This is a genomic window from Paenibacillus oryzae (genome assembly GCF_001675045.1).
GTDB classification, from domain to species: Bacteria; Bacillota; Bacilli; order Paenibacillales; family Paenibacillaceae; genus Pristimantibacillus; species Pristimantibacillus oryzae.
Map to the genome: position 1 here is coordinate 22923 of NZ_LYPA01000050.1, position 25654 is coordinate 48576.

Genomic DNA, 25654 nt, shown 5'->3' on the forward strand with positions numbered 1-25654 from the left:
ATTACAAGCTAGTTATTTGCCAGCATAGGACTTCCAATATGCTTCAATCTCATCCACAAGGCCTTGACGATCGATTTTTCCTACCAAATATTTCTGCATGGATGCGCCCGTCTTGGCCCAATAGTCCTGTGGCAGATAATTAATAACGCCGATATTCATAGCATTACCATTATCTACATATTGTGTTACGGCTTCCGAAATGATGTTGCTTCCCTGAACAGCAACCTCCTTATACGGCATAGATAGTCCCATCTCAGACACAATTGCCGTTTGTCCCTTTTCACTCGTTACCAGCCATTCCAGGAAGGCCTTGGCTGCTTCTTGCTGCTCGGGAGTCGAACCTGAATTATCAATCGCAAGCAATTTAGGCTCACTATAAGCCACTTGTGCATTGCCATAATCAGATGCATTGTTGCTCACAGGTACGGGAATAATGCCAAACTCCTGATCTCGGCCTTCAAGTCCGCCGATAACAGCCCAGGTCCAGTCGCCCATAAAATAGAAGGCAGCGTTTCCGTTGGCAAAGTCAGCGCTATCCTTGTTGTAATCTGCAACAAGCGGATCTTTTTTCCTTGCGTTGTATTTAATAAGCAAATCAAATGTATCCATCAAACCAGTGAATTGAGGATTTTCAGACAATTTAACATTTCCATTCTTCAGCTCCTCAACAAAAGCGCGATTGCTATCTACACTTTCTGATTGAAGAGAGTAAGTTAATCCCAGGTAGTGAGCGCCCAGCGACCAGTCTGCGCCATGCAGCATGACAGGCGCTGTTCCTGCTGCTTCGATCTTGGCGAACAAGGCTGCCAAATCATCACGTGTTTTTATTGAAGCCGGGTCAAACGTACCGCCAATCGCCTCTTCCACAACTCGTTTGTTGTAGAGCAGTCCATAACCTTGAGCTGTCCAAGGTATGCCAAGAAACTTGCCATCCAATAAAGCGCCGTCAATCGCACCCGGTTTGGTCAGCGCTTCATACTTGGCTTTGTCTGCCTCCAGATCTAGAAACTTGTCTTTAAATTGCAGAATCGTGCCGGCATCCAGGTTTGCAATAGTTGCAGGGCTGTTCGATGCCAGCAAAGATTGAAATTTCTCAAGCTGTGCGCCGCCAATAGGAGTTGGAATCAGCTCGATGGTGACATTCGGATTTAGTTCGTGATAGCTTTTAAAGAGCTCTTCAAACACCGTGTTAACTTCTGCCGAAGTGTTGAAAAAGGTCAGCTTAACATCTTTCTTTGCACTGCCTTGCCCTTCCTCGCTTCCCCCTGCATTACTTGCCGGCGGGTTTGAGGTATTAGCATTAGAGCATGCGGCCAACACAGAGAATACCAGAAGCATACAAATACCCAAAACTACATTTTTTTTGAAATTCACTGAATTTCCCCCTTTAACCTATTAGAAAGCGCATACATTTTGCTTTCATCAATATGATAACCGGTTAACATACGATATGTCAACCGGTTATCATATCTGCACAAATCAAAACGGGGCTTTCCAAAAAGTCTGTTACGGTGACTGATGATTCAGCAAAACCGAAGACACCCTTTCCCCTCCGGTCCTCTCTGCTGAATCATTATTCGTTCCGCTTGACTTTTAAGACAGCCCCGCTTTTAATAGATAATTACATAGAAAACACTGCGCCATGCCTTATTCCTTTTGGCAGCTTCACCTGATCCCCGATATTCTTCCAGGACTTCAGATCTGTTGACCGATAAGCGCTATAATAATGCTCTTGAAAACCGTCTTCACTTTGCGCCAAATAAAGATGTTCGCCATCTTCCTTAAAGTAACTCAGCATGAGGATGATGTTCGTCTCCTGTCCTCTTGTTGATGGAGCGATTGCAAGGCTATCTATATTATACTCCCTGCCAAACGTCACATGGCGTTACTGCAGAAAGTCGCCGTACTGACTGCCTTGAACAATTTCCGTATAGTGGAGTCTTGTCCATTCGTCTATGGTCATGTCGGGATTATTTGTCAGGAAGCTTTGCATAATGGTATAGCCTATTTTATAGTTCGCCCATCTCGGAATACCATTATTATAGTTTCCATCAAACAAATCGCCAAATAGTACGGCAGTAGGAGAACCGCGATGGCCTTTTATTTCATCCAAAACGATTTGTTCGGCTTCAGCTGACATAGGCTCCAGCCAAGCCACCTTTTTTTCGGGATAAAGGATTCCTGCAAATGAATCGGCTTTCCCCTCCATTATAACAAACGATAATATGGAATAATCCCTTCCGCCGCTTTCCATAGCAATCGCATGATTATATTCATGCGCCACCGTGTATTTCAGCGCCTCCTCGGAAAAGGAAGGATCAAGCAGCAGCAAGATTACATTTTCGTTTAACGTCCCTCCAGATACACCTTCCATATCATTAATTATAGATGGTTGATCCGGGTTAAAGGGCAGAACAAAAATAGTCTTGTCCCCGCCTGATATCCATTCTGCGGAGGTCACGATTGCTTTCTGTATGAGCTCATTAATCTGTTTTTGATTGCGGAGCAATTCATTTGTGTTGTCCTCTAATCGTTGCTCCAGCAGTGTTGGCGCAAAAAATGGATGATAGCCGTCTACCTCCAATTTTTTACCCTTGGCCAGATTATAAAACGGCATAATCACCTTTTCATTATATACGACCTTGTTATCGAGCGAAGAATCACTTTTTATTTGGGCTGTGTACTGCAGCACCTCCTCATAAAGAGAAATGATTTCAAATTTCTGATTATTATGGGAAAATTCAAATATAGAGCTCTGGTCTTCCGATCGATTCGCACAGCTTGCCAACACAAAAGTTAAGATTAGACAACTAAATAATACGATGAGTATACGCTTCATTTTAACCTCCTCTATATAAGTTCAACTAATGATTATCAGCAGGAGTCCGCCGTGGAAATGGTTCTTCCGATCGCAATTGTTTCCAAATTTCTTGATTACATATCGGTTAATGGTGAAATTCAGAAACACAAGCGAACGCTTTAAACGTTCTGGAAGAACGTTGCTACGTAAGCATAGGCTTTTCTCCAGAACCATTCCCACTCTGTCCTTTTTCTGCCGATTCTTAAGTTGAATTAATATAGCATATTGAAACTATCAGCCAATAAACGATTTACCTTTTGGAAGTTTCAACATACATTATACTACAATATGGAATTTTTTCGCAAATAAACCTCCTAGTAAAAAGCAGTTCCGCTTCTTACTAGGAGGTTTTATTGGTTAAGACTATATCGTTTTATAGCTTTTTTATTCTAGCCCTATCATAGGAATGCAGCCCTATGACGCGGCAGCCGCGGCTGCTTTTCCGCGTAACACAAACTGAACAACAGCCATCTGCAGGAGCAGGGCGCACGCCATTGCCAGCAGCACTGCCGGAAAGGCAGCGCCCCAATCCAGCGCCGTTGTTGCTACTGCGCCGCCAATCGCTCCTGACAAAAAGTTGGTCATGCTGAAAACACCCATTCCTGCACCCAATTGTGCAGGAGGCAGCAGCAGGGATACAAGCTTCGACATGGAGGATTGGATAAATACAGAACCAATATTGGGCAAAATTAATGCAATTGCCACTACCCAGGCTCCTATCCACGAAAGCCCGGCAAGCAATACAAAACCGCCGATCATCAGCAACGCAGCCAACAGCAATATCGGTATGCTGCCAAAGCGGTCAGTCCAGCGCCCGCCAATTCGTCCCATAAACGCTGCTGCAATTGCCGCCGGAAACAAAACCAGTCCTATTTTGTCCGCTCCTAGTCCAAACGACGCCTTTAGCATAAGAGGAATAACAAGCATCATGCTGAACCCGGCCACTGATGATAAAAAGATGGCCAAAATCGCATAACGAAACGGACCTTTCGCAAATAACGATAATGAAATAAATGGCTCCTTCGAACGATGAGTGCGCACTATAAATCCGCCCGCCAAAATGATGCAGAACGCACCATACAATAAAGCTGTCATTGCGCCAAAGCTCGTGATGGTTAACATCAATAAAGCAACGGCGCCTGCAAGCAGCACTGCGCCAACGATATCAATCCGCCCTGACCGGCGTGTTTCTGTGGGCAAGGAACGGCGAAGAAATGGAAGGACAACCAAGGTCCCTAAGGATAAAAGAAATAAATATTTCCAATGAAGCTCGCCCGCTACAAATCCGCCGACAATGGGGCCAATGCCTGCAGAAAGCGCAATAAAGGAAGCGATCGAACCCATTACCGCTCCGCGCTTATCAGGCGCAAAATAACGCGCCGGGACCATCATAGCTAACGCCGGAATGCAGGAAGCCCCCGCCGATTGCACAATCCGGCCAGCCAATAGCCATATGTAGCCTTCTGACAGGAAGCCAATAATCGACCCAAAGGCAAATATGATAATGCCTATTGTCATCAGCCGCTTCAATGGAAAAATATCTGCAAGCTTGCCATATAGCAAGGCTCCAATTGCATAAACCATGGCGTAGCCTGTACTGACCCAACCCGCAAGCGAGGAGGAAATTTGAAGATCCCTTGAAATATCGGGCAATGCAATATTAAATACACTTACATTCATAACCGAAAACAGCAGGAGACAACCCAGCAAATAGATAATGCTTTTTCCAGGCTGCGAGCTGTCAATATTCGAGCTGCCGGTACGCGAGCTAGCCGTTTGCGGGCCTTTATTAACCGGAGCAAAAGAGGGGGCCGAAGCCTTATCCATTAGCTTTCTCCTCCTCTTTGTGCAGCGCCAGCGCATGAATATTATGAAGCATTCGTTTACTCAGGAGCAGGAACAGCTCATACTCCTCGTCGCTAAAGCCCTTGCGGCCCATCAGCATTAGCTTGTATAAACGTTCCCTTACCTCGGGCACTACTGTTTTGCCGCCCTCCGTCAGATAAAGCTGGTTGCATCGCTGGTCCTCGGGCGAGGGAACGCGCTTGACATATCCTTCCGCTTCCAATTTGTTAATGGCTTTGGCGGTCGTTGTTTTATCAATAAGCAGCAGCTCGCTTAACGCTTTTTGCGTAATCCCTTGCCTTTCCGCAATTTCCAGCAAAAATATAAATTGCCCGCTTCCTATTTTGAATTCAGCCAGCTCATCGGAAATAATAATTTGGAGATGCCGATAAATGGCTGACACATATTTATTTGCTGATTCAAAAACAAGCGGCTTCCCTTTATTCTCGTCCAGTTCCATTTTAACCCTCCTTATGCCTGAATAAATTAGTATGTCATTGCAACTAATTCGATGCAAAAGGAGTATAACAAAAAATATAATGCTATTGCAACTATTTTTATTTGCGCCTCAACTGCTCTGTTGGAGAAGCTGAGCGATTCGGACAGCATGGTGCAGCAGCATTTCATCCTGCCCAAACTCCGCAATACATTGAAAACCAAGCGGCATTCCTTCCGCTTGCCCGCCGGGAAGGCTAAGGGTCGGCAAACCGGCATAGGTCCAGATGGCCGTCATGCCGGGCCAGCCCGTACGTTCACCATGTGGCGGGGCAACGTCGCCTTGAGAGGGTGAAATCCAGAGATCAATTCCTTGTGAACGGCGGAACTCCGCCAGCTTATGCCGCAAGGGCAATTGTCCCTTGCGATAACGATCCAGCTCCTCTTCGCTAATTGTTTTTCCCTGCAGGATTTAATTAGTGGCTGACGCTTTATCTTCTGTCAGTCGGTTGGGCTATTTATACACAAAATTACTGGTTTATTATTACATTTAACCTAGAATTGAACAGGCATTAAACTAGATTCAGACAGGTTGTCCCTTCCCTCTGCCAAATAGTAAACTCATTTATGAAAGCGCATACAAAACTATTTTAAACACTACCCCACATTTTACTTCCATTCACCCTTACTCTTTCAATTATGTGCTTTTCCTTCCTGCTTTCTGACAAGCTGCTGCTCTTTTCCTTTACCTGCGGACTCCATGAATGACACATAAAAACCAATATTAAAAAGGAGCTGGTAATGAAGATGAGGTTGAAAAGAAGTCTGACGGTAAAGCTTTTGCTGCTTGTGGCGCTGTTGTTGTCGCCAATGACGTTAACCGGAACCCCGGTCGACGCATGGGTGGGCATGCCGATGTCCAAGCTGCACGTAAGCGGCAATCAGCTGGTCAACAGCAGCGGACAGCCGGTTTTGCTAAGCGGATGGCATCAGCCCTCCGGAGCGTATTGGACATATCAGAGCAGCAACTATTATCTGAATCAGCACGGGGGTAACCGTCACGCAGCCACCCTGGCGTATTTGAAAGATATTACCGACACCTTCACAAGCACGTCCCCCAAATACGGAAACAATCACGGCTGGTATATGAATCAGGTCCGCCTGTTTATCGACCGTGAAGATATGGGCGATGTTGCCGCTGGCACCTACAACTTCAACGGCTTGAAAACCGTCACGCAAAACGTCATTATTCCATACATTGCCTATGCCAAAACAAAAGGCCTTTACGTTACGCTTGGTCTGGACTTCACGCTGGCCAACGATCGGGCGACAACGCCTGACAACCTTGCCAAATTCAATGAAATTTGGGGATATCTCGCCAGCCAGCCGGAAATTAAAAGCGCGGACAACGTCATGTTCGAGCTGATCAACGAGCCTGTCCTCTCGGACGTAAACGGCGTATGGGGCGGACATCCCTCCCAGCCCAATTTCGCAGCGTATTGGAACTCGCTCAAAAACTTTCAAAATTCACTCATCTCGACCATCCGCAGCAAAGGCGCTGATAATGTGATTTGGGCAGCAGGACTTGGCTGGGATCAATATTACCAGCTTTGTGCAACCTATCCGCTGACCGACCCGCTGAACAATATCGGTTACTCCGTTCACTGGTACCCGGGCTACGGAGCAGGCGACAACTTCGCGACCTTGCAGCAGCAATGGGATACCAATATCAAACCTTGCGCAGACAACTACCCGATCAACATTACCGAAACAACCTGGTTCAAAACGCTTCCAGGCGATTCCTCCTATTGGAACTTATTTAACGGCTCCAATGAAGGCTTCGGAAAAAATACAAAAGCTATATTTACGGCTGCCGGAAATGTCAGCATCGCGGTTCATATGAACGGGTTTTTATTGCAGCCGGGACCAAGAAGCTCGTTTGCAGACCCGACGGCAGGGCTGCTGTATGACGGAAATGCGGCCAGGGACGGCATGGCTCGGTTTATTTTTGAATGGTATTATGAGCGCGCTCAATTCAATCCGTGGAACGGCATATGGAACGGCATTTCCTCAGGCTCCACCTACAAGCTTATAAACCGCGCAACGGGGAAAGCAATTGATGTTCCGGGCGGACAAAACACAAACAACCTGCAGCTTCAGCAATGGCCGGATAATAACGCATCGGCGCAGCAATGGGTTGTGACGGACCAAGGCACTTATTCAAACTATTACAAGCTGACCAGCGTCAGCTCCAATGACGGCAAGGTCATGGATGTGCGAAACGGAACAAAAAATAACGGCGAAGCCATTCAGCTTATGACCGATTTTTCCAATACGGCCCAGCAGTTCAGGCTTATCCGGCTAAGCAACGGGTACTGGAGCATCCTGAATGTAAACAGCAATAAGGCGGTTGAGGTTGCCGGAGCTTCCACAGCGGATGGCGCTAAACTCCAGCAAAATATGTATCGCGGCGACAATCATCAGCAATGGAGCCTTGTTTCGGTTAACTAGGGCTGTCTGAACATCCGAAAAACTAATCCACTCTTATCCAGCAAAAAAACGGCATCCCTGCGGCTCGAAAAGCCATTAAGGGATGCCGTTTTTATCCGGCAGCAAATCAGTTGGAGCGCATTTTCACCCCAAAGGATGTCTTCGCCGCGCCATTAGCCTTGCGGCTCGTTTGGCTTCGAGTCTGCAGCTTGCTTGAACCACTCCAGCGCATCGGCAATTTTTTCGTTCCAGAAGTCCCAGCTATGATTGCCGGGTGATTCACGGTACGTATGATGTACGGCTTCATCCTTCAGGAATTGCCCTAGCCGCCGATTGACTTCCAGCAGGAAATCCTCGGTACCGCAGGCCATATAAATATCCGGAACAGGCGCGTCCTTGGCCTTTAATTGCCGGATCAGCTCCTCCGGGTCTTTGTCGCTGCCCAGCACGTTGTCCAAATCACCGAACACGGCTCTGTAATAGCTGTACCCCGCAATGCCATTGTGGGTGCCGGGTTTGATATCTCCGACATGATAAGGCAGCAGGGCAGATGACAAAGCAATGATTCCGCCAAAGGTATCCCCATAATACAGGCCGTTCCTAAGCGCGCCGTAGCCGCCCATGGACAAGCCGCCAATCAGCGTATCCTCGCGCCGATGGCTGATTGGAAACATCCTTCTCGTAAACTCGACAAGCTCCTTGCCTACAAATTCGCCATACAGAGCTTCCCTTTCCACATCATCCAGGTAAAAATGATTTTCGCCGGATGGCATAAAAACGGCGATCTGATAGCGGTTCGACAACTCCCTAATACGCGAATGGGTAAGCCATTCGGTATAGCTGCTGGTATAGCCGTGCAGCAAATAAACCGCCTTGATAGGCGGCGCATCGTCGGGACGCGGCCCGTCAAGCGGCAGCAAAGCATTAATCGTTGTTTCCCTCTTCAGACTTTTGGAAAAAAAACTGATTTGAAGCAATGCCATTAACACTCATCTCCGTTCAAAATAAAGAATGAATAACCTCAGCCGCGGACTTTCTAGGGCGTAGCGGGTTTTCAGACACGTATTAGGCTGAGTGCCCAATCCCCCTCTTTATTCCCCCAATAGCTTTGAATAACGGAAATAGTGAAAGTCGGCGCTTCCGCCTGTGGCCGCTGTTGCATATTGGAACAGTCCGATCCGGTAGCCCATAAAGTGGTCCAGCGTATATCTCATCTCCAGCTTTTCGCCCAAAGCTTGCCATTCACTGCCGTCGACCGAATACCAAAAGGTGGCGATATCCGCGCTATCCTTAAAGTTAAAATGAATCCTTAAATCCACGACTGCTGCGTCTAAAGGAACGGAGGCAAGCTCCTTTTCATCCCCTTCTCCTCCATTTACGCACATGGTTATTGCCGCTTCGCCGTTTTCGCCCTTTTTAACTCCTATTGTGCCAAAGCCGCTTTGCAGCGCAACAAGCCCTGCATGGTCGCCAGGCTTCATAAGTGCCGTATCCAGCCGGACGGCGGCTTCGCATGCCGGACCTTCCGTCCGCTGGGTCAACGTATTGCGCGCTTGAAGCACACTGCTCGCCAGGCTTCCCGCAGTCAGTCTCAAAAAGCCGGGACGTTCGGTAACGGACCAAAAACGGTTGTCGGGATTATGGTTCCACTGCCAGTTCAAGGCAAGGCGGTTTATTGAATAGTTGAACTCGTCGCTGATGACAAGCGGCCCTGTCGGGGCGGGAGGCAAATTAACCTCAAAGCGCTCCGGCACCTTGCCGTCAATCCCGAAGACCGGCCAATCCTCCTGCCAAGCTACCGGCACCAGACACGGTATGCGCCCAACGGCGTCATGATCCTGAAAAAGCATGGCGTACCATTCATTTTGCGGCGTATCGAAAATGCCGCCTTGAGCCACCCCTTTATTCCGGTAGCCCAAATCGTCGTCCAAAACGATCTTGCGCTCGTAAGGTCCCAGCAGCTCCCGCGAGCGATAGCAAATTTGTCTGCGCCGTCCATGACCGGTACGCGGCCATTCAATGAAAAACAGATAATAATAACCGTTGATGCTATAGGCATGACAGCCCTCGCATCGGAGGCCGATTCCTTCGCTCTCCGTTTGAAACAGCAGCTGGTTGATGCCCCCGTCCTTTACAGCCGAAGCGTCGGATGTCAGCTCCGTTATGTAAATGTCTCCGTTGCCATAAAAAACGTAAGTCCGGTCCCCGTCAAACAGCAGCGCGGGATCATGGCGCAGCCCCGGAATGACGCTGCGCGTCCACGGCCCTTGCTCGATATTGTCCGTTGTGTACACGTAAAAGGATTGCGTGTCGTTGCTGGAGAAGCAAACGTAGAAACGGCCGTTATGATGCTTCAGGCTGGCAGCCCATGAGCCCTTGCTGTAAATGTGCCGGCCGTTGCTCAGGTTATGCGCGTCATTGTCCTCAAAGGTTTCATAGAGATACCCCGCAATTTCCCAGTTCATCAAATCCTTGGACTTCATAATGGGACAACCCGGCATGGAATGCATGCTCGTGCTGACCATATAATACGTATCCCCAACCCGGATGGGATCAACATCCGGCACGTCGCTCCACATAATAGGGTTGGTTACTATTGTTTTCGCCACCGTCCAGGCCTCCTGCATCATTATTTAATTACTTTCCAGAACGATTCCTTGGGTTGTCCTTGTCCGTCAAACAGGAACGGCCAGTTTTTGCGTCCGCGAACCGGGAAGCCGTCGAGCCATGTATAGCGGTCGCATGCCCCCCAGAAGGTTACGGACGTCACGTTGGCGCTATATTCACGGAACAGGGAGAAAAATTGCTCGTACCGCTCCGCTTGCTTTTCCATCATTTCGCTTGTTGGCTCAGTCAGATCCGTCCGGCGGTCTTCATGCAGGAAAACGGATACATCCAGCTCCGTAATATGGAGCTGCAAGCCAAGGCTCGCGTATCTTTCAATCGCCTGCCGAATATGGTCAATGGAAGGAAGCTCCAGATTCCAGTGCGCCTGCAGGCCAACTCCGTGGATCGGAACCTCCTGCTCCTTCAGCGATTTGACGAGTGAATAGATTTTTTCTCTTTTTTCAGGAACGGATTCGTTATAATCGTTATAGAACAACAACGCATCAGGGTCCGCTTCATGGGCGTATTGAAACGCTTTTGCGATAAAATCATCCCCTACGATGTCCAGCCACCGTGAAGAGCGGAGCACCTCCGGACCGCTGTCGGACACCGCTTCGTTTACGACATCCCATGCGTAAATATCGCCCTTGTAGCGGGTAACGACGGTATTGATATGCTCCTTCATTCTCGCAAGCAGCGTTACTCGATCCGCGTCGCCGCCGGAAGCATTGCGGAAAACCCAATCCGGCGTTTGATTATGCCATACCAGAGTATGGCCCCTTACTCCCATTCCATGCTCCTTGGCAAATGCAATCAATTGATCTCCATGCTGGAACGTATAACGATTTTCCTCAGGATGGAGACTTTCAAATTTCATTTCGTTTTCTGCGGTCAAGCTGTTGAAGTGCTTGACCAGCAAATCCCGTTCGCCCGCCAATATGCCGGGATTTACAGCCGCTCCTATACGGAATTGATCCTTAAATACCTCATGCAGACTGGGTATGGAACGTTCATTAGACATGTCTGTTGTCCTCCTCTATTTGGGTGGCTTTGCAACCCGCTTTGCCCTCAGTTTAGCGCCATAGCGGGGCAGCGGCAACCTGCCGAAAGCTGGCTTATTCTCTATGCCGGAGCCGGTTTTTCATTACCTTCATCTACCACTCGTTGACAGGTTTTCTTGCCCCATGGTTTATAGTAAAATATGCAAATCAATTCCAGAGGAGGCAAGCCATTTTGAACAATAACGCAAGCAAGGAACTTAATGAAGCCGGCACGGAGTCCGGATTTTACGTTTATCTCGCTACCGAAGTGGAAGGCATGGCGCGCGATAACGGCTTTTTCTCGCAGCCCTTTCCTCTAGAGGGGCCGGTTTTGAAGGAACGGGCCGGGTGGACTGGCGGCCTTCAGGACAGCAGCATCGTGGAGCTGCTTGACAGCGGCTCCGGCATCATGAAGCTGGTGCGCAGCATCGGAATCATTGTCCATGCCCCAGACGCCAGCGCATCTGAATATATGGCGGTTCTGGAAAAACGCGCCTGGTCGGAGACGATCACTGAACAAAACCGGATTTCCTTTGCCTGCCGGACCGATGGCACCGAAACAAGGCTGGAGACGGAGCTTTTGCCCTGGATGAAGGATGGCTCCATGACGCTGGGACAGCTTTCCTTTACCCTGCCCCGTGCCGGAGCGGCAGGAACGGTAACGGTTATCTTTTATACGCATGAAGGATTTCAGCTTCCCGCTTTGGTTCCGGATTCTCCAGTTGACTTTCAAAGCCCTCTATACGACAAAATGATTGCTCGCTCTCTGCTAGCTAGCGGCAATAATTACCGGCTGAAGCGAACCATTCAAAAGGCCCGAAACGGCGAACCCGTTGTTATCGCTTATATAGGCGGCAGTATTACGCATGGCGCTAACGCAAAGCCCATCCATCATAATTGCTATGCCTATTTGTCCTATCTGAAGTTTAAGGACATGTATGGCAAGGATGGCGGCGACTCCATTTCCTTTATTAAAGCAGGCGTTGGCGGAACGCCTTCGGAGCTTGGCATGATCCGATATGAACGCGATGTGCTCAGAGACGGAGCCGTTCAGCCGGATATCGTCATCATTGAATTTGCGGTCAACGACGCAGATGATGAAACGGAAGGCAAATGTTATGAAAGCCTCGTTTTGAAAGCGCTGTCCGGCGAGAAGTCTCCAGCTGTCATTTTACTGTTCAGCGTATTTGTTAACGACTGGAATCTTCAGGACCGGCTTGCGCCAGTAGGCGCTCATTACGGCTTGCCAATGGTTAGCATCAAGGATGCCGTTACGCCTCAATTCCCCCTAACCAGAGAAGATGGCGGAGTTATAGCGCGGCGGCAGTTTTTTGACGATATCTACCATCCAACTAATGCTGGTCACGTCATCATGGCGGATTGCCTTGCTCATCTATTTGCCAGTGCAGGCGAGGCTGACACAGACCCGGAGGACATTGATTTGTCCAAAGCGCCGCTTATTGGCAATGAATTTCTTAATGTCGCTTTGCTGGATCGCTCCAACGCGGCGGCAATGGCGCATATATCGGAAGGCAGCTTTCAGGACACAGACAAGGAGCTTCAGATGGCCGAATTTGACGACAGCCCCATTGCTACACCGCTGTTTCCATACAATTGGATGCATAAAGCGGATAACGGCGGCATGCCCTTCACCATGTCCCTCCGCTGCAAAAGGCTGCTTCTGATCTTCAAGGATTCCGGCAGCAGTGCATTCGGGACCGCCACTATTAAGGTAGACGGCAAGCTTGTGAAAACAGCTGATCCGCAGCTCATTAAATGGACGCATTGTCACGCTTCTATTCTGTTCAGCGAGCCGGAGTCGTCGCTCCATACGATAGAAATTGCAATGGCTGACGGACATAGCGACAAATGCTTTACTATTTTGGGTTTTGGCGTTGTAGAATAAAACGAACGCTTAGGAACGAAGAGGCTGCGGCTTGCTTTTTGAAGACCATTCAGGCTCGGTCTGCTTGCTAGGTCGAAGCCTGTACGGTCAGCGTTTTGGCTTGTCTGCTACGCCGCAGCCACAACGTTCAGCTATTTGCCATGCCCTCTATCCGCAGTCACACACATCCAGCCAACTTGCCATTACCTCTGTGCGCAGCCCTGCATCTTCATCCATCACCAGCTTCTGGCTACACTGGCTTCAGCACGTACTCTATCCCTTGCTCCGCAAGCCATTCCATCGCCCCAGCAACTTGGCGAACATCCGTTTGATGCGCGCCGCCTGCAAATACGGTCAAGGCGGAAGCCCCGCTAACCCGGCAAATCCCGTCGCGGGAAGGTCGTAAACGGGCCTCTTGCAGCCTTCCCTCATTCCAGCTTATATCCACTTCATAGCCGCCCCTTGCCCGCAAGCCCTTAATAGCTCCGCTTCTCCAGTCCTTAGGCAAAGCAGGCAGCAAATGAATATACCCCGAATGGCTTTGAAGCAGCATTTCAGCTATACCCGCAGTACCGCCGAAATTGCCGTCGATCTGAAAGGGCGGGTGATTATCCAGCAGATTGGGCAAGGTGGAATGCGCAAGCAGCTCCCGGATATGAGCGGAGGCCATCTCGCCGTCCTCCAGCCTGGCCCAGAAATTAATAATCCAGGCGCGGCTCCACCCCGTATGGCCGCCGCCGTTGGCAAGGCGCCGCTCAAGCGTCACTCTTGCCGCTTTTGCCAGCTCCGGCGTTTGACTGACAGAAATTTGCCGGCCGGGATGAAGGGCGAACAAATGAGAAATATGGCGATGGCCCGGCTCAGCCTCCTCGTAATCCTCCAGCCACTCCTGAATTTGTCCGTGCCTTCCAATTAGCGGCTTAGGCAGCTTTTCCAATAGCTTGGCCCATGTGAGTCTTAGCGCCGGGTCACAGCCAAGCACAGCCGAAGCCTCCAGACACGCGTTGAACAGCTCGTTTAATATTTGCGCGTCCATAGATGGAGCAATACATAACGTGCCTGATTCACCGCTAGGCAGCATGTAGGTGTTCTCCGGTGAAACGGATGGGGAGGTGACCATCACCCCGTCGCCGTTTTCCTGCAGAAAATCGACGAAAAAGGCCGCTGCGTCCCGAAGGAGCGGATACGCCGTTTCCAAAAAGGCGCGATCTAGCCCGTATTCGTAATGCTCCCATAAATGCAGGCATAACCAAGCCGCGCCCATAGGCCAGAAGGTGGCCGGCGGGTATTTGTCCTGCGGCGCCGTGTCGCCCCAAATATCCGTATTGTGATGGGCGACAAAGCCGCCGCAGCCATACATGCTCCGGGCGGTAACTCCGCCCGGCTCCCGCATACGCGCGATTAGATCAAACAGCGGTTCATGCAGCTCGGGAAGATTACAGACCTCGGCCGGCCAATAGTTCATCTGGGCATTAATGTTGATCGTATATTTGCTGTCCCAGGGCGGAAGCATATGCTCGTTCCATATCCCCTGCAAATTAGCGGGAAGCGAGCCAGGACGGCTGCTGGCTATGAGCAGATAACGCCCGAATTGAAAATAAAGAGGAACAAGACCGTTATCCTTTTGCCCATCCTTAAGCCTTTGCAGGCGTTTGTCGGTCGGCAACACTGCCATTTCGCCAGGCGGATGATCCAACTCAAAGGATACACGCCCGAACAAGCTTCTGTAATCGGCGATATGACGAGCCTTTAACGTCTCATAGTTCAGCCTGGAAGCGGCTTCAAGCCTGTCGGCGATAACAGACTCGGGGAACTCATGCCGAAAGGTGGTAGCAGCCGCAACGAGCAACACAACGCTATCCGCGTCTTCCACGAGCACATGCTCCCCCAGCACGCGTACCCGTCCGCCATAGGCAATAACCTTTACCGCGCAAGCAAAGTCCATTCCGTCAGACCCGCCGCAGCGCCCCTTCATCATCACCGTATTGTCGTCGAGCTTGACAAAGGCATCCACATAACGGCTATTCCCTCGGTCCAATCTCGCTTTAAAAGACAAGCTGCCTGGACTGTTGTTCGCGATCCGCGTAACCAGCACCTGATCGGGATGACTGGCAAACGTTTCCCTTGCGGACTCCACTCCGCCTATCCGGCAAGTAACGCTTGCTATCGCCTGATCAAGACACAGCTCCCTGACGTAGGATTCAGGTTCTCCTCCCGATTGAAAATAAATCAATAGGTCGCCAAGCGGCATGTAATGCCGCTGAGATTCCGGCACTCCCGCCAGAGCCAAAACTGATAGCTCCTGTGCTTCACGCAGCTTTCCCTCACGCAGCAAGCTGCGGATTTGCTCCAAATTGGACAATGCGTCCGGATTATTCCGGTCGCGCGGCCCCCCATACCATACGCTGTCCTCGTTCAGCGCAATGCGCTCCTCCGTGCAGCGGCCAAACACCATGCCCCCCAGCTTTCCGTTGCCAACCGGCAAAGCCTCGTTCCAATTCGCCGCCGGCCGGTCATACCAAAGCCTTGCTTTCTCTACAGCACTCAATGCCCATCACCTCAAGCAAGCCATGTATTTTGTGGATTCTTTATTGTTTATTTCCATATAGAGCAGGTCATTTCCTTCATTTCCTGGAAGGGTCAACAAGGCCTTCTTCCAGACCATCGTCCGGGTGAAGGCCTTTAGTGTTGACTTATTGGCGTTTGGACGGATCTACGACTGCCCAAAACGCTTCTTTCGCCTGATATTGACGGTCAAACAACAGGGGCGCGTTGGTCCGTGTAACCGGGAAACCGTTCAGCCAGGTATGGTCGTCCGATATGCCCCATAGCACAACTGCGCTTACGATTTCCTTATTGGCTTTTAGAGCATCAAACAGCTGGCCGTAACGATCGGCTTGCGCCTTCAGCACATGATCGGGGATTTGATCGCCGTAATCACTTTCATCATTCCATCTGTAAAGACTCATATCCAGCTCGGTCACCTGATTGTCCAGACCCAGCTCGGCAAACTTTTTCATAGAGTCAATAATGGAAGCTATCGTTGGCCCGTATACATCGATATGGGTCTGATGCCCTACGCCGTCGATAGGCACGCCTTGATCCAGCAGCCCTTTTACAAGCTCGTACAACCGGTCGCGCTTGCCGGGATTATCCGTTCCGTAATCGTTGATATAGAGACGGGCATCCGGTCCTCCAGCTTCCCGCGCCGCCTTGAATGCGGTGGCAATGAAGTCCGTACCCGTAATTTTGTACCACTCGCTCGCCCTCATGCCGTCCGGGTCTCCCGGCTCGATCACCTCATTCACTACATCCCAATCCCGAATATCGTCCTTGTAGCGCTCAACAATGGTTCGAACATGAGTGTCCAGACGCTCCAGCAGCAGCTCCTTATTGCGCTTCATTTTGTCAGGGTCCGTTTCGTCAACCATCGGCTGCCCGTCTGCATCCTTGAAAAACCACTGCCCAACCTGGCTATGCCAGACCAGCGTATGGAAGCGGAGAGCCATGCCGTTTTCCTTGGCAAATTTGACAATGCGATCGGCATTATCCCATTTGAAGATACCTTCGCTAGGCTGAATGGCGTCCATCTTCATTACATTTTCCGCAACAAGCATGTTGACGTGTTTCTTCAGCAGCTCAGCCTTCAAGCCGCCCGTTTGGGCCGGCTCTATCGCGGCTCCTATCGGAAAATAATCCGCAAAGGCGGCTGCCAGCGAAGGAATATCCTCCTGCACGGAAGGCTCCGCAGGCGGCGCAGAAGGGGCTGGCGTCTCCTCTGGAGCAGTGCTGCTTGTCTCCTCCGCCTCTTGTTCATCATCCATTGCGGGCGAGGGACTGGCTTCCGGCGTTGACATCGCCGTTTCAGTCGTTTCCGCAACCCCCTCTCCCGCTTCCTGTCCCTGACGGACTAGCAGAATAATGACTAATGCCAATAAAACGGCAGCAGATATGATAGCGATTACAATTTTCTTTTGTTTTATTCGATTTTCCAACCTTGCAGCCTCCTTTTTTGCTTTCATAGCAGCAACGTCCGGCGGGCGGAAAAACTCGCCGGCCGGACGCCGCATATTTTAAACCAGGTTAGCCTACAATACCCGTCCGTTCGATACTTTCAACAAAGTAACGCTGAACGAACAAATAAATGATGATAAGCGGGAGAATCGCCAGCAAAATACCGGTGTCCTGTACCATGCTCATATAAAACGGATCGGACTTGTTAATATCGCCGTTTAGTTGAATCGCCAGGTTGTAAGGCAGCGATGTCAGCTGGGTCGACATAACCTTGCTCGTTGTCAGGTACGTCGTCGTATAGAAGCTGTCGTTCCACTGCCAAACGAAGGAAAACAGCATGGTCGTCATAATCGCCGGCATGGCATTAGGCAGCATAATGCGAGTAAACGTCTGTCCGATGGATGCGCCGTCGATATAGGCGGCCTCCTCGACCTCCTTCGGAATCCCGCGGAAAAACTGGCGGAAAATAAAGATATACAGGCCCGCCTTCAATGAATTCGCCGTCAGCGCCGTCAAAATAAACGGCCAATAGGAATTAAGCAAATTCACCGATTTTCCCGTTAATAGAGGAATTAGACCCAGCAGCGTAAAATCCTTCAAATTCAAATAAATCGGGATCAAAATGGTCGTTGGCGGCACCAGAATGGTCAAAATAACGCCGGCAAACAACAGATTGCTGCCCTTGAATTTCAGTCGGGCAAAGCCGTACCCCGCAAACGCGCAGGAAGCGGCGGTGAGCAGCGTAGTGACAGACGACAAGGCAAAGGTATTGCCCAGCGTTTCCCAATAATCCATAATGCGAATGGCATCCTTGAAGTTTTCCAGCGTAAACGTTTTGGGAATCCACACGACAATGGGAGAATACAGGTCTGCCTTGTCTTTAATGGACGTCGAAATCTTCTGGAGGATGGGATACAAAATGACGAAGGATAATCCTATTATGAGCATCAGCCTGACGAAGGACCAGAGCCATGACTTCCAGTTCTCCAGTGACTTCAATCGAGTCAGCAGCATCTTCCATTCCTTCTTTCTAATCGTGGTAAAAGACTTTTTTGGACACTAAGTAAGAGCTGATGACCAGAATAATCGCGATACAGATAAAATAGATCCATGCCATCGCCGAGCTGAGGCCAAAGTTGAATTGGGCAAAGCCCGTTTCCCGGATCAGCGTGGTCATGTCATTGCGAGAAAACGAATCGATAATGGTATAAATCATATTGACCAGGATAAGCGGGCTGACCATCGGAAATGTAATTTTCCAGAAGGCCTCGTACCCCGTCGCTCCCTCCATCTTGGACGCCTCGTAGAGCGTAGGCGAAATCGTCTGAATACCGGCAAGGAAAATAAGGATTTGCACGCCGGATTGGCTGACAATTTGATAGATTCGATCAACCGCTCCGGTCAAATAAGAAACAATCGTTTCGCTTACGCCCGCCTGCTCCATCATACGAGCCAGCTCAAAGCTGCCCAGCATGTTCAGAACACCGCCGGAGCCCGCATTTTGCTCATTGATCGCATTGACCAGAGAGGAGCTTTCCAACGTCATAATGACGCCGGACGCTAGAATGACCGGCAGGAAAAAGATCGATCGGGCAACGCCCCGGCCAAAAAACTTCTGATTCAGCAATACGGCAAGAAAAAGGCTGAATATAACGATAAGCGGAACGTTTACGACCATGTTGATAATCGATTCCGTCAAGGTCCGGTTAAAGCTGGTGTTAACCGTCAGCGCATCCATAAAGTTTTTCATACCCACAAAGTTGACGCTTAAGCCGCCCGGCCCCGACTCTACCTTGCTGAAGCTGTATTGCAGGGACAAGAACAGCGGAATGAAAAAGAAAAACAAAAATCCAAGCAGCCAGGGCAACACATAAATAAAGCCCCAAACCGCTTTTTGCCCCTTGTAGGACAATCCTTTAGATCCGGTTTTTTTCACCGGCTCCACCGTTTCAACGTCAAGTTCATTTGCCGTCTTCATGATTGCACACCACCTGTCGCGTAACCTTCGGCTTCAATGCTTATACCGTTTACCGTCACGGGATGACGGTTGTAATTGACGATAACATATCCATTTTCATATACCGTTTGGTAGACGCCGTCATCCAGCTTTTTATGGTCAATGATCCGGTCATGACGAACCTTCTGAAGGAAGTCGTTAACCTCCTGCTGCAGCTCTGCCGCCTGGTTGATCCATTGATCATACTGTACGGCATACAAATCGGTGTATTCCGTATCCTTGATGCTGTGGTTTGGCGCATAAATCCATTTAAAGGAAACGCCTGAGCCATACTCCAGATTTTTCAGCACATAACGCTTTGCATCCGTATAAGAAGACAAATTATAGGGAGCGCCCGCGTAGTTCATATATCCGCGTACGACCATTTGATAGAAAGGAACGGCTTCATCCTCTATCTTGAATCCGCTGTTGCCCATCGGCATATTGACGATATCCGTCAGGTATGGCAGGGCGTAAGCATTGCCTCCCTCCGCCATCATGGCCAGCTCCGCGCCCGCTATTTTTTGCAGCGATTCAACCGAATACATCTTGGATGCAACCCGGTCTACTCCCTTGCCTGCGCGGAAGTCGGTGTTCAGCTTGTCGGCCAGATCGCGAAGCGCAATACCTCCAGTGTCGTATTTGGTAAAGTCCTTCAGCATGCTGTCCACATAATTCGGAACCAGCCTTGGCGAAATAACATAAGACGGCAATTTATTCCGGTCTCTCCGGTTGATAGCCAGATTGACGGGATACACCTCAGCCGCAACATCCCGCAGCGTTCTGGAGGCTTCACGCGTTTCATTAAAGCCCTTTGTAGTTTGGGCATTAACAACCGCTACGTCCGGAAATACCTTGATCCCCTCATTGTTGGCATAATCCATAAAATTGCGCAGACCCTTGCTGCCGCCAATGGCACTGTCAACTGAAATGCTCTTTGGCACTGTATGCCCAAGTCCGCCGTTAAACCAGCCGGAATAGCGAAGGCGGATGTCGGCTACGCCGCGCTCCTGCAGCTCCGTCAAAATCTCCTCAGCCTGCTCGAAGGTGGTAAGCGGCTCCAGCGTCTTATAAGGCACGCCTACAAAATGCTTCTTCTTGTCAATGCTTCCAACCAGCTCCAGATAAAAAGGCATTGCTTCGGAGGAGTCCGCAGACAGCTCCTGGGGCAAACCGCCCTCCTTCAGCAAATATTGCTGATAATACGAGGCCATACCCTGGTAGGAGGCCTGCGAACCATCCAGAAACACATAACGGACGGAAAAATCAGACTGAGTGGGCTTTTCCTGAAAACGCGGCAGCGATCTCTGCTGCTCGTTGGCAAACAAGGTTAAATCACCTTTATTCAGCACTGTAAAAATGGGGTGTACGTAGTTATAGCTGTTAAGGCGTCCGCTCACATCGGCATTAATGACCGCCGCGGCATCCCCTTCCTCAACAATGCCGAAAATCGCCCCTTTTTCCTTGATGATACCGAATACAGGGAGTCTGATCGTTTCGGAATTCACTACATTTTCAACCCGGTTGACCGTTTGGTCCGTGCCGTAAACAGGCTGCTGATACGCAGGATATCTTGTTTTCCCATTGTTGAAATGAATAAGCGCTCCCGAGCCGTCGGGTACAAATAGGGAACCGCTCTCATCCGTTCCTCCCGCTCCGAAATAGCTAAGCAGCGAAAGGGTGCCGATAGGATATTCCTCGGGATAAACGATACCGTCCTTTGGTACCCGGGCCACTAAAGCGTTTCCGTCGAGGGTGTACTGAATGGACGCCAGAAAAATACGCGGTTCAGGCTTTACCTGGCTCAAATTGTTTTCCTCGATATCAAAAAGCAGGTCTTCCTCCGTATAACCCGCATCCTCAAATGCTTTGAGGGCGCGATCCAGCTGCAATCCTTTCAGCGCTCCGTCGCTGCGGATATAAACCCCTTTTTCCTTATCCTCGGCATAAACAATTTTTAAGGCGCGTTGTCCCGTGTTGTCCAGCTTGCTCAGCAGCTTCTCCTCGAAGCGCTCCTTCTGGACCATCATGGGCAAATCGTCCATCGTTTTTTTGCTGGTGCCAAACATATACGATACCTGTACGCCGTCCGGAATCAGCTCCGTGCTAATCTGTCCGTAGGCCGCGCTGTCCGTATACGAATTAACTGAGTTAAGCTGTCCGAACGAATTGTAAAACTCCAGCTTCAGCTGCGAGGACAATACATCCTTGTTGATGCCGGCCGCCACGGTGTCGTTTTCCCGGTCCTGCGGACTGCTGCGCCATAGCTCTCCGCTTGTTTTGTCGAGCACCGCAATCGCCCCGCTGACGTCATCAACAAACAGCTTCAGCTTTTCGGATTCCGCAACGCCCTTCATGCCCTCTGCGCGATTGTCTGTAAACTTTGCAGCAATCGGGCTTCCTTTTTCAAAAGAAGATGCGATATATGCAGCAGTTTCGCCTTCCGGCGCTTGCTCTGTGTCCGAACATCCGGCCATAAGCAGCGCCGTCAGAACGCATGCCGCTAGAAGCGCCAATCTGGACGCCATGTTCATTCCAATTGCTCCTTCCTTATTTCCTCATAGCCAGCTCTTGATAGATGACGGTTATGAAGGCGACAATTTGCTGCATCAGACTAAAGAACAGCATACACAGAAACGCGATAAAGCCCATAGCCAGAATCGTCAGCAAGATGGTGCCGATCGTTTTGAGCGGCGAAAATTGATGCACGGTCATATTGCCGACAAACAGCAGGAACACAAACCAGATCACTGCGGCGCTGGTTGAGAAAAAATAAAACGTCGTTTCCTGCAGCGACAATAGGTTGCTTAGCCAAATCCAAGGAAAGTTTATTAACACTAGCGGTGTCAGCGCCAGGCAAGTCGAGGTGAAAATTTCGACGAACTTTCCTTCTCCGTCCATAAGCGTAGTCAGCGACCAGTTGGCAACGCACCAGAACAGGACAGGCACCACAACATACACAATTTCCATGACGCTGTTGAAATATCTTGAATCATAAATATTAACCAGGAACCCGCTGTACTGCCGGCCTAAAATGTTGGTCAGCGAAAGCAGCAGCAAAATGGCAAAGGATAAAATAACGCTTTGCTTTTGATCCCGGTCATACTTCAAATCCCAGAAACCGTTAAAAGGATGGAGGATCAGTCCAAGCGGATAGCGCACCCATTCCTTGCTCATACAGTCAGCCCCCTTCTCTTCACTGCTTTGCGATATCTGCGGAAGACAATCCAGCCAATTACTAGAACAGCCAGCGTAGTCATAATCAAGGTGAAATGCTCCCGCATGACTTGCTTGCGATACAGAAGGAAGGCTTTGGAGTAATTCCGCTGATCCATGCTCCGCTTGAACTGCTTCATGGCATCATTGTAATCGCCTTGTCTGACAAGAGCTTTTCCGATGCCGGCATAAGCAAACTCCAGATTGGCGTTTAAGCCGATTGTTTTGTTAAACCATTCGTAGGCAGCCTCGTCATCGCCGCGATAATAACTTCTGATTGCTTCATTCAAGGTCCGTCCATATTCGGTTGCGCGGAAACGCGTAATTTCTCCAAGCGCTTTGTCCAGCACGATAAAATCATCGCCAAGCCGGTCAATCGCCGTTGGCGTATTGAATTCGCCAAGCTGATTGCCAATACCGCCAAAAACGTACATAAAATGGCCGTCTCCGCTGTACGTAAACACTCTGCCGCGCTTGGAATCCAGCACCGAATAGATTTCGCTGTCCGTAACATCAATATCAATCAGCCTGGAGGGGCCAATATCGGAGGTATACACAAGATCGCCCTGGGGATCGTAATAGCCGGTCCGACGCAAAATGTCACTGCCTTGCGCGTTCAGCTTTTTGATGTTTTGTCCCCACTCATCGCCGTTGGTGGCATAAATAAAGCCTTCCTCGTCGATATCCAGATTGGTAAATTCCGTTGGCGTAAACATAATCATCTGGCTGCGCTGGGCTTTGGTTGAAATTTGCTTCCAGAAATAATCTACAGGATCAACATTAACCCGGTTTGCCCCGATAAAGGAGGAAAACTCTCCTTCAGCGTTAAACTCCATGAAGCCGTCGAATACCCCTGTTGCCATTACATAGACGCGCTGTGCATGATCCATAACAACCCGGATCGGCTGAAACTGGAAGGTTGCCGACAGCAGCTCCGATTCCGGAGCCTCCAATACGCTGATCAGCTCGTTTTTTTCATCCAGTATAACAACCCGCTTATGGCCGGTATCCGCAACGATAAGCTGCTTATCGCCAGAGACAAACAGACCTTGCGGATTCAGGAAGGTTTCCTGCTTCCCGTCCAGTAAAAAGGAATCGATGATTTGTTGAACCTTGAACTCTTCATTCAGCTTTAATATGCGGTTGTTGCCGGAGTCCAGCACATAAATTTGGCCATCCGCCGTCACATGCAGATCGGAGGGATCCTTCAACGCGCCGCTTCCCATATCCTCGCCCCGGTAAAGATCCGTCGGCATATAGGCGGGCGGAGCGTTAACCGCCGTTCCCCAATAGGAATAGTTATAAGAAGCGCCGTTTCCTTCCGCGCCAGCCAAATCCGCTCCCGCGCTAAGTCCAAGCAGACAGCATAACAGGGCAAGGAGGGAGGTTTTTGCCGTTACTATTTTTTTCAGCATCGTTTCTGCCCCCTAATCCTTCATCCCGGAGGTCGCCATCGTCTGCATGACGCTGCTCTGGGAAATGATGAAGAGCGTAATCGGAACGATCATCAGCAGCAAGGCTACCGCCGCTCCAACGCCAGCCCGCGCGATGCCGCCTTGCGTGATCTGCCCAAGCGCGTAGTGCAGCGTCTTCAGGTTTTCGCTATAAATAAAGCTGCCTCCGTCCGTTCCCCACAGTGCGGGAAACTGCAGAATCATCAGCGTCAGCCAGGCCGGCTTGACGTTAGGCATCACAATGCTCCAGTAAATACGCGCTTCGTTTGCTCCGTCGATTTTGGCCGCTTCCAGAAGGGCGTCCGGAATTTGCTCCATAAACTGCTTCATCAGGAACAGACCCAGCGGGAAAGCAAGCGCCGGAATAATGAGAGAAGCATGAGTATTGATCCAGCCCAGCCACGACATGACCATGTAGTTTGGCGTTGCCGTAACATGGGGCGAAAACATAAGGGAAAGCACAACGATCGTAAACAGCGCCTTCGAACCCATAAAGCGGTATTTGGCAAGCGGAAACGCCGCTGCCGAAGCCAGCAAAATATGGCCTACCGTGCCCACAATCGTAATGAGCAGCGTATTGGCGATATACCGTGACAGTGGCACCCATGAATTCCCCATCAAGGCGATAAGGTCAAAAAAATTGTCCATGGTGGGATTGTTGACAAAAAAGCGCGGCGGAAAAATAAACAGCTCATCCAGCGGCTTAAAGGCATTGTTGACGGCATAGATCAGCGGCAGCGCCATAAAGGCGCCAAAGCCGGCCAGCACGACAAAAAGCAGAAAGCTGACGGTAAAGGAACGATTGAGCTTTTTAGGACCCCGCAGCGACGCTATTCTTTTGATGACCAACGTCACTCACCTATCTTTCTGAGCATTTTTTGTACAAGGATGTTGGTCCCCAGCATCATGCCAAACAGAACAGTGGCAATGGTCGATGCATACCCCATCTCGAAGCGGATCGTTCCGAAGTCCATCAAATGGGTTACGACCGTATGCGCGGCATAGTTCACGCTTGGGAAGCCGGCCAGCGCTATCGAAATTTCCGCTACTGCAAAGGAAGCGGTAATTTGCATGACTGCGCCAAACATCAGCTGAGGCCGCATGGACGGAAGCGTAATAAACCATAGCTCCTGCCAGCGGTTGCGAATGCCGTCCACCGCACCGGCCTCAATCAATGTTTTGTCAATCGTTTGCAGGCCGGCGATAAAGGCAAGGAAGCTTGTGCCCAGGCTTAGCCACAGTTGAACCAGCATGACAATTGCCAAAATGTACTTCTCATCCAGCAGCCATTGAATAGGCTCCAGAATAAATCCGGCTTTCATCAGAAATCCGTTCAAATAGCCGTAGCTGTCTCCCGAAAAAACGATAAGCCAGATAAAAAATACGTTGCCGGAAATGGATGGCGCGTAAAAAATAAGCGTCATAACCGCGCGCACCTTCGGCGAAAGCTCGTTGATGATCCACGCGAACACAAAACAGGCAATATAGCTGACCGGCCCTGTAATAACGGCAAACAGCAGCGTGTTTTTCAAGGCGATCATAAAGATGTCGTCGTTTAAAAACAGTCTGGAATAGTTCTGCCACCCCACAAAGCGGGGAAACTCCAGCATATTGAAATAAAAGAAGCTGAGCAATAAAGAAAACAAGACGGGCAGCACAGTAAACAGGAAAAAAATCGTCATGTACGGCGCCATTAGCAGATATAATGTTTTATTTCGTTTGAGCTCGCTCGCGACATAAGCCAAACCGGCTTTTTTCTTCGGAGTAATGGAGCCTTTAACGGTTGATACGGTTGTTTCGCCTTGCATCGGT

General features: G+C 49.9%; 20 protein-coding genes. 2 read left to right on the top strand and 18 right to left on the bottom strand.

Annotation, left to right across the window (positions count from 1 at the left end):
• Positions 1-12: 12 nt before the first annotated feature.
• The 6 genes from A7K91_RS10215 to A7K91_RS26405 all read right to left on the bottom strand — a co-directional run bounded on the left by A7K91_RS10215 (position 13) and on the right by A7K91_RS26405 (position 5549).
• The gene (locus A7K91_RS10215) at positions 13-1374 is read right to left on the bottom strand and encodes an ABC transporter substrate-binding protein (protein WP_245697388.1); all 1362 of its coding nucleotides are present in this window, start codon (positions 1372-1374) and stop codon (positions 13-15) included.
• Positions 1375-1621: 247 nt separating this feature from the next.
• Positions 1622-1798, bottom strand: coding sequence for a hypothetical protein (locus tag A7K91_RS26400; protein WP_156739453.1), 177 nt, complete (start codon positions 1796-1798; stop codon positions 1622-1624).
• An 87-nt stretch (positions 1799-1885) separates the two neighbouring features.
• The gene (locus tag A7K91_RS10220) at positions 1886-2692 is read right to left on the bottom strand and encodes a DUF2268 domain-containing putative Zn-dependent protease (RefSeq protein ID WP_169833393.1); all 807 of its coding nucleotides are present in this window, start codon (positions 2690-2692) and stop codon (positions 1886-1888) included.
• Between the two features lie 582 nt (positions 2693-3274).
• On the bottom strand, positions 3275-4687 hold the full coding sequence (locus tag A7K91_RS10225) for an MFS transporter (RefSeq protein WP_169833394.1): 1413 nt from the start codon (positions 4685-4687) through the stop codon (positions 3275-3277).
• Positions 4680-5165 (bottom strand): MarR family winged helix-turn-helix transcriptional regulator, encoded by a 486-nt coding sequence (locus A7K91_RS10230; RefSeq protein WP_068682304.1) that lies wholly within the window; start codon positions 5163-5165, stop codon positions 4680-4682. The genes A7K91_RS10225 and A7K91_RS10230 overlap by 8 nt, the downstream gene beginning before the upstream one ends.
• Positions 5166-5273: 108 nt before the next feature.
• On the bottom strand, positions 5274-5549 hold the full coding sequence (locus A7K91_RS26405; protein ID WP_169833395.1) for an amidase family protein: 276 nt from the start codon (positions 5547-5549) through the stop codon (positions 5274-5276).
• A 398-nt stretch (positions 5550-5947) separates the two neighbouring features.
• Between A7K91_RS26405 and A7K91_RS10240 the strand changes: the two genes are divergently transcribed.
• Positions 5948-7651: an RICIN domain-containing protein gene (locus A7K91_RS10240; RefSeq protein WP_245697390.1), complete on the top strand. Its 1704-nt coding sequence runs from the start codon at positions 5948-5950 to the stop codon at positions 7649-7651.
• Between the two features lie 152 nt (positions 7652-7803).
• On the opposite strand, the gene A7K91_RS10245 is transcribed toward A7K91_RS10240, so the two are convergent.
• The 3 genes from A7K91_RS10245 to A7K91_RS10255 all read right to left on the bottom strand — a co-directional run bounded on the left by A7K91_RS10245 (position 7804) and on the right by A7K91_RS10255 (position 11258).
• Positions 7804-8613, bottom strand: coding sequence for an alpha/beta hydrolase (locus tag A7K91_RS10245; RefSeq protein WP_068682309.1), 810 nt, complete (start codon positions 8611-8613; stop codon positions 7804-7806).
• A gap of 108 nt (positions 8614-8721) precedes the next feature.
• Entirely contained in the window at positions 8722-10239 is a 1518-nt protein-coding gene (locus tag A7K91_RS10250) for a glycoside hydrolase family 43 protein (RefSeq protein WP_068682310.1), read from the bottom strand.
• Positions 10240-10259: 20 nt separating this feature from the next.
• Positions 10260-11258, bottom strand: coding sequence for an endo-1,4-beta-xylanase (locus A7K91_RS10255; RefSeq protein ID WP_068682312.1), 999 nt, complete (start codon positions 11256-11258; stop codon positions 10260-10262).
• Between the two features lie 212 nt (positions 11259-11470).
• Between A7K91_RS10255 and A7K91_RS10260 the strand changes: the two genes are divergently transcribed.
• Entirely contained in the window at positions 11471-13183 is a 1713-nt protein-coding gene (locus A7K91_RS10260; RefSeq protein ID WP_245697391.1) for an SGNH/GDSL hydrolase family protein, read from the top strand.
• A gap of 229 nt (positions 13184-13412) precedes the next feature.
• On the opposite strand, the gene A7K91_RS10265 is transcribed toward A7K91_RS10260, so the two are convergent.
• The 9 genes from A7K91_RS10265 to A7K91_RS10305 form a co-directional block, all read right to left on the bottom strand.
• The gene (locus tag A7K91_RS10265; protein ID WP_068682314.1) at positions 13413-15710 is read right to left on the bottom strand and encodes a glycoside hydrolase family 95 protein; all 2298 of its coding nucleotides are present in this window, start codon (positions 15708-15710) and stop codon (positions 13413-13415) included.
• 145 nt (positions 15711-15855) lie between these two features.
• Positions 15856-17157, bottom strand: coding sequence for a glycoside hydrolase family 10 protein (locus A7K91_RS10270; protein ID WP_245697393.1), 1302 nt, complete (start codon positions 17155-17157; stop codon positions 15856-15858).
• Positions 17158-17245: 88 nt separating this feature from the next.
• Complete coding sequence (locus A7K91_RS10275; protein WP_068682315.1) at positions 17246-18190, bottom strand: carbohydrate ABC transporter permease; 945 nt, start codon at positions 18188-18190, stop codon at positions 17246-17248.
• A 16-nt stretch (positions 18191-18206) separates the two neighbouring features.
• Positions 18207-19154, bottom strand: a complete 948-nt coding sequence (locus tag A7K91_RS10280; RefSeq protein WP_082967359.1) for a carbohydrate ABC transporter permease — start codon at positions 19152-19154, stop codon at positions 18207-18209.
• The gene (locus A7K91_RS10285; protein WP_068682319.1) at positions 19151-21706 is read right to left on the bottom strand and encodes a DUF5696 domain-containing protein; all 2556 of its coding nucleotides are present in this window, start codon (positions 21704-21706) and stop codon (positions 19151-19153) included. The genes A7K91_RS10280 and A7K91_RS10285 overlap by 4 nt, the downstream gene beginning before the upstream one ends.
• A gap of 16 nt (positions 21707-21722) precedes the next feature.
• Entirely contained in the window at positions 21723-22349 is a 627-nt protein-coding gene (locus A7K91_RS10290; protein WP_068682322.1) for a YIP1 family protein, read from the bottom strand.
• Positions 22346-23803, bottom strand: a complete 1458-nt coding sequence (locus A7K91_RS10295; RefSeq protein WP_068682324.1) for an NHL repeat-containing protein — start codon at positions 23801-23803, stop codon at positions 22346-22348. Before A7K91_RS10295 ends, A7K91_RS10290 begins: the two co-directional genes overlap by 4 nt.
• A gap of 12 nt (positions 23804-23815) precedes the next feature.
• Positions 23816-24691 (bottom strand): carbohydrate ABC transporter permease, encoded by an 876-nt coding sequence (locus tag A7K91_RS10300; RefSeq protein WP_425415655.1) that lies wholly within the window; start codon positions 24689-24691, stop codon positions 23816-23818.
• A 2-nt stretch (positions 24692-24693) separates the two neighbouring features.
• Positions 24694-25650, bottom strand: a complete 957-nt coding sequence (locus A7K91_RS10305; protein ID WP_068682326.1) for a carbohydrate ABC transporter permease — start codon at positions 25648-25650, stop codon at positions 24694-24696.
• Positions 25651-25654: the final 4 nt, after the last annotated feature.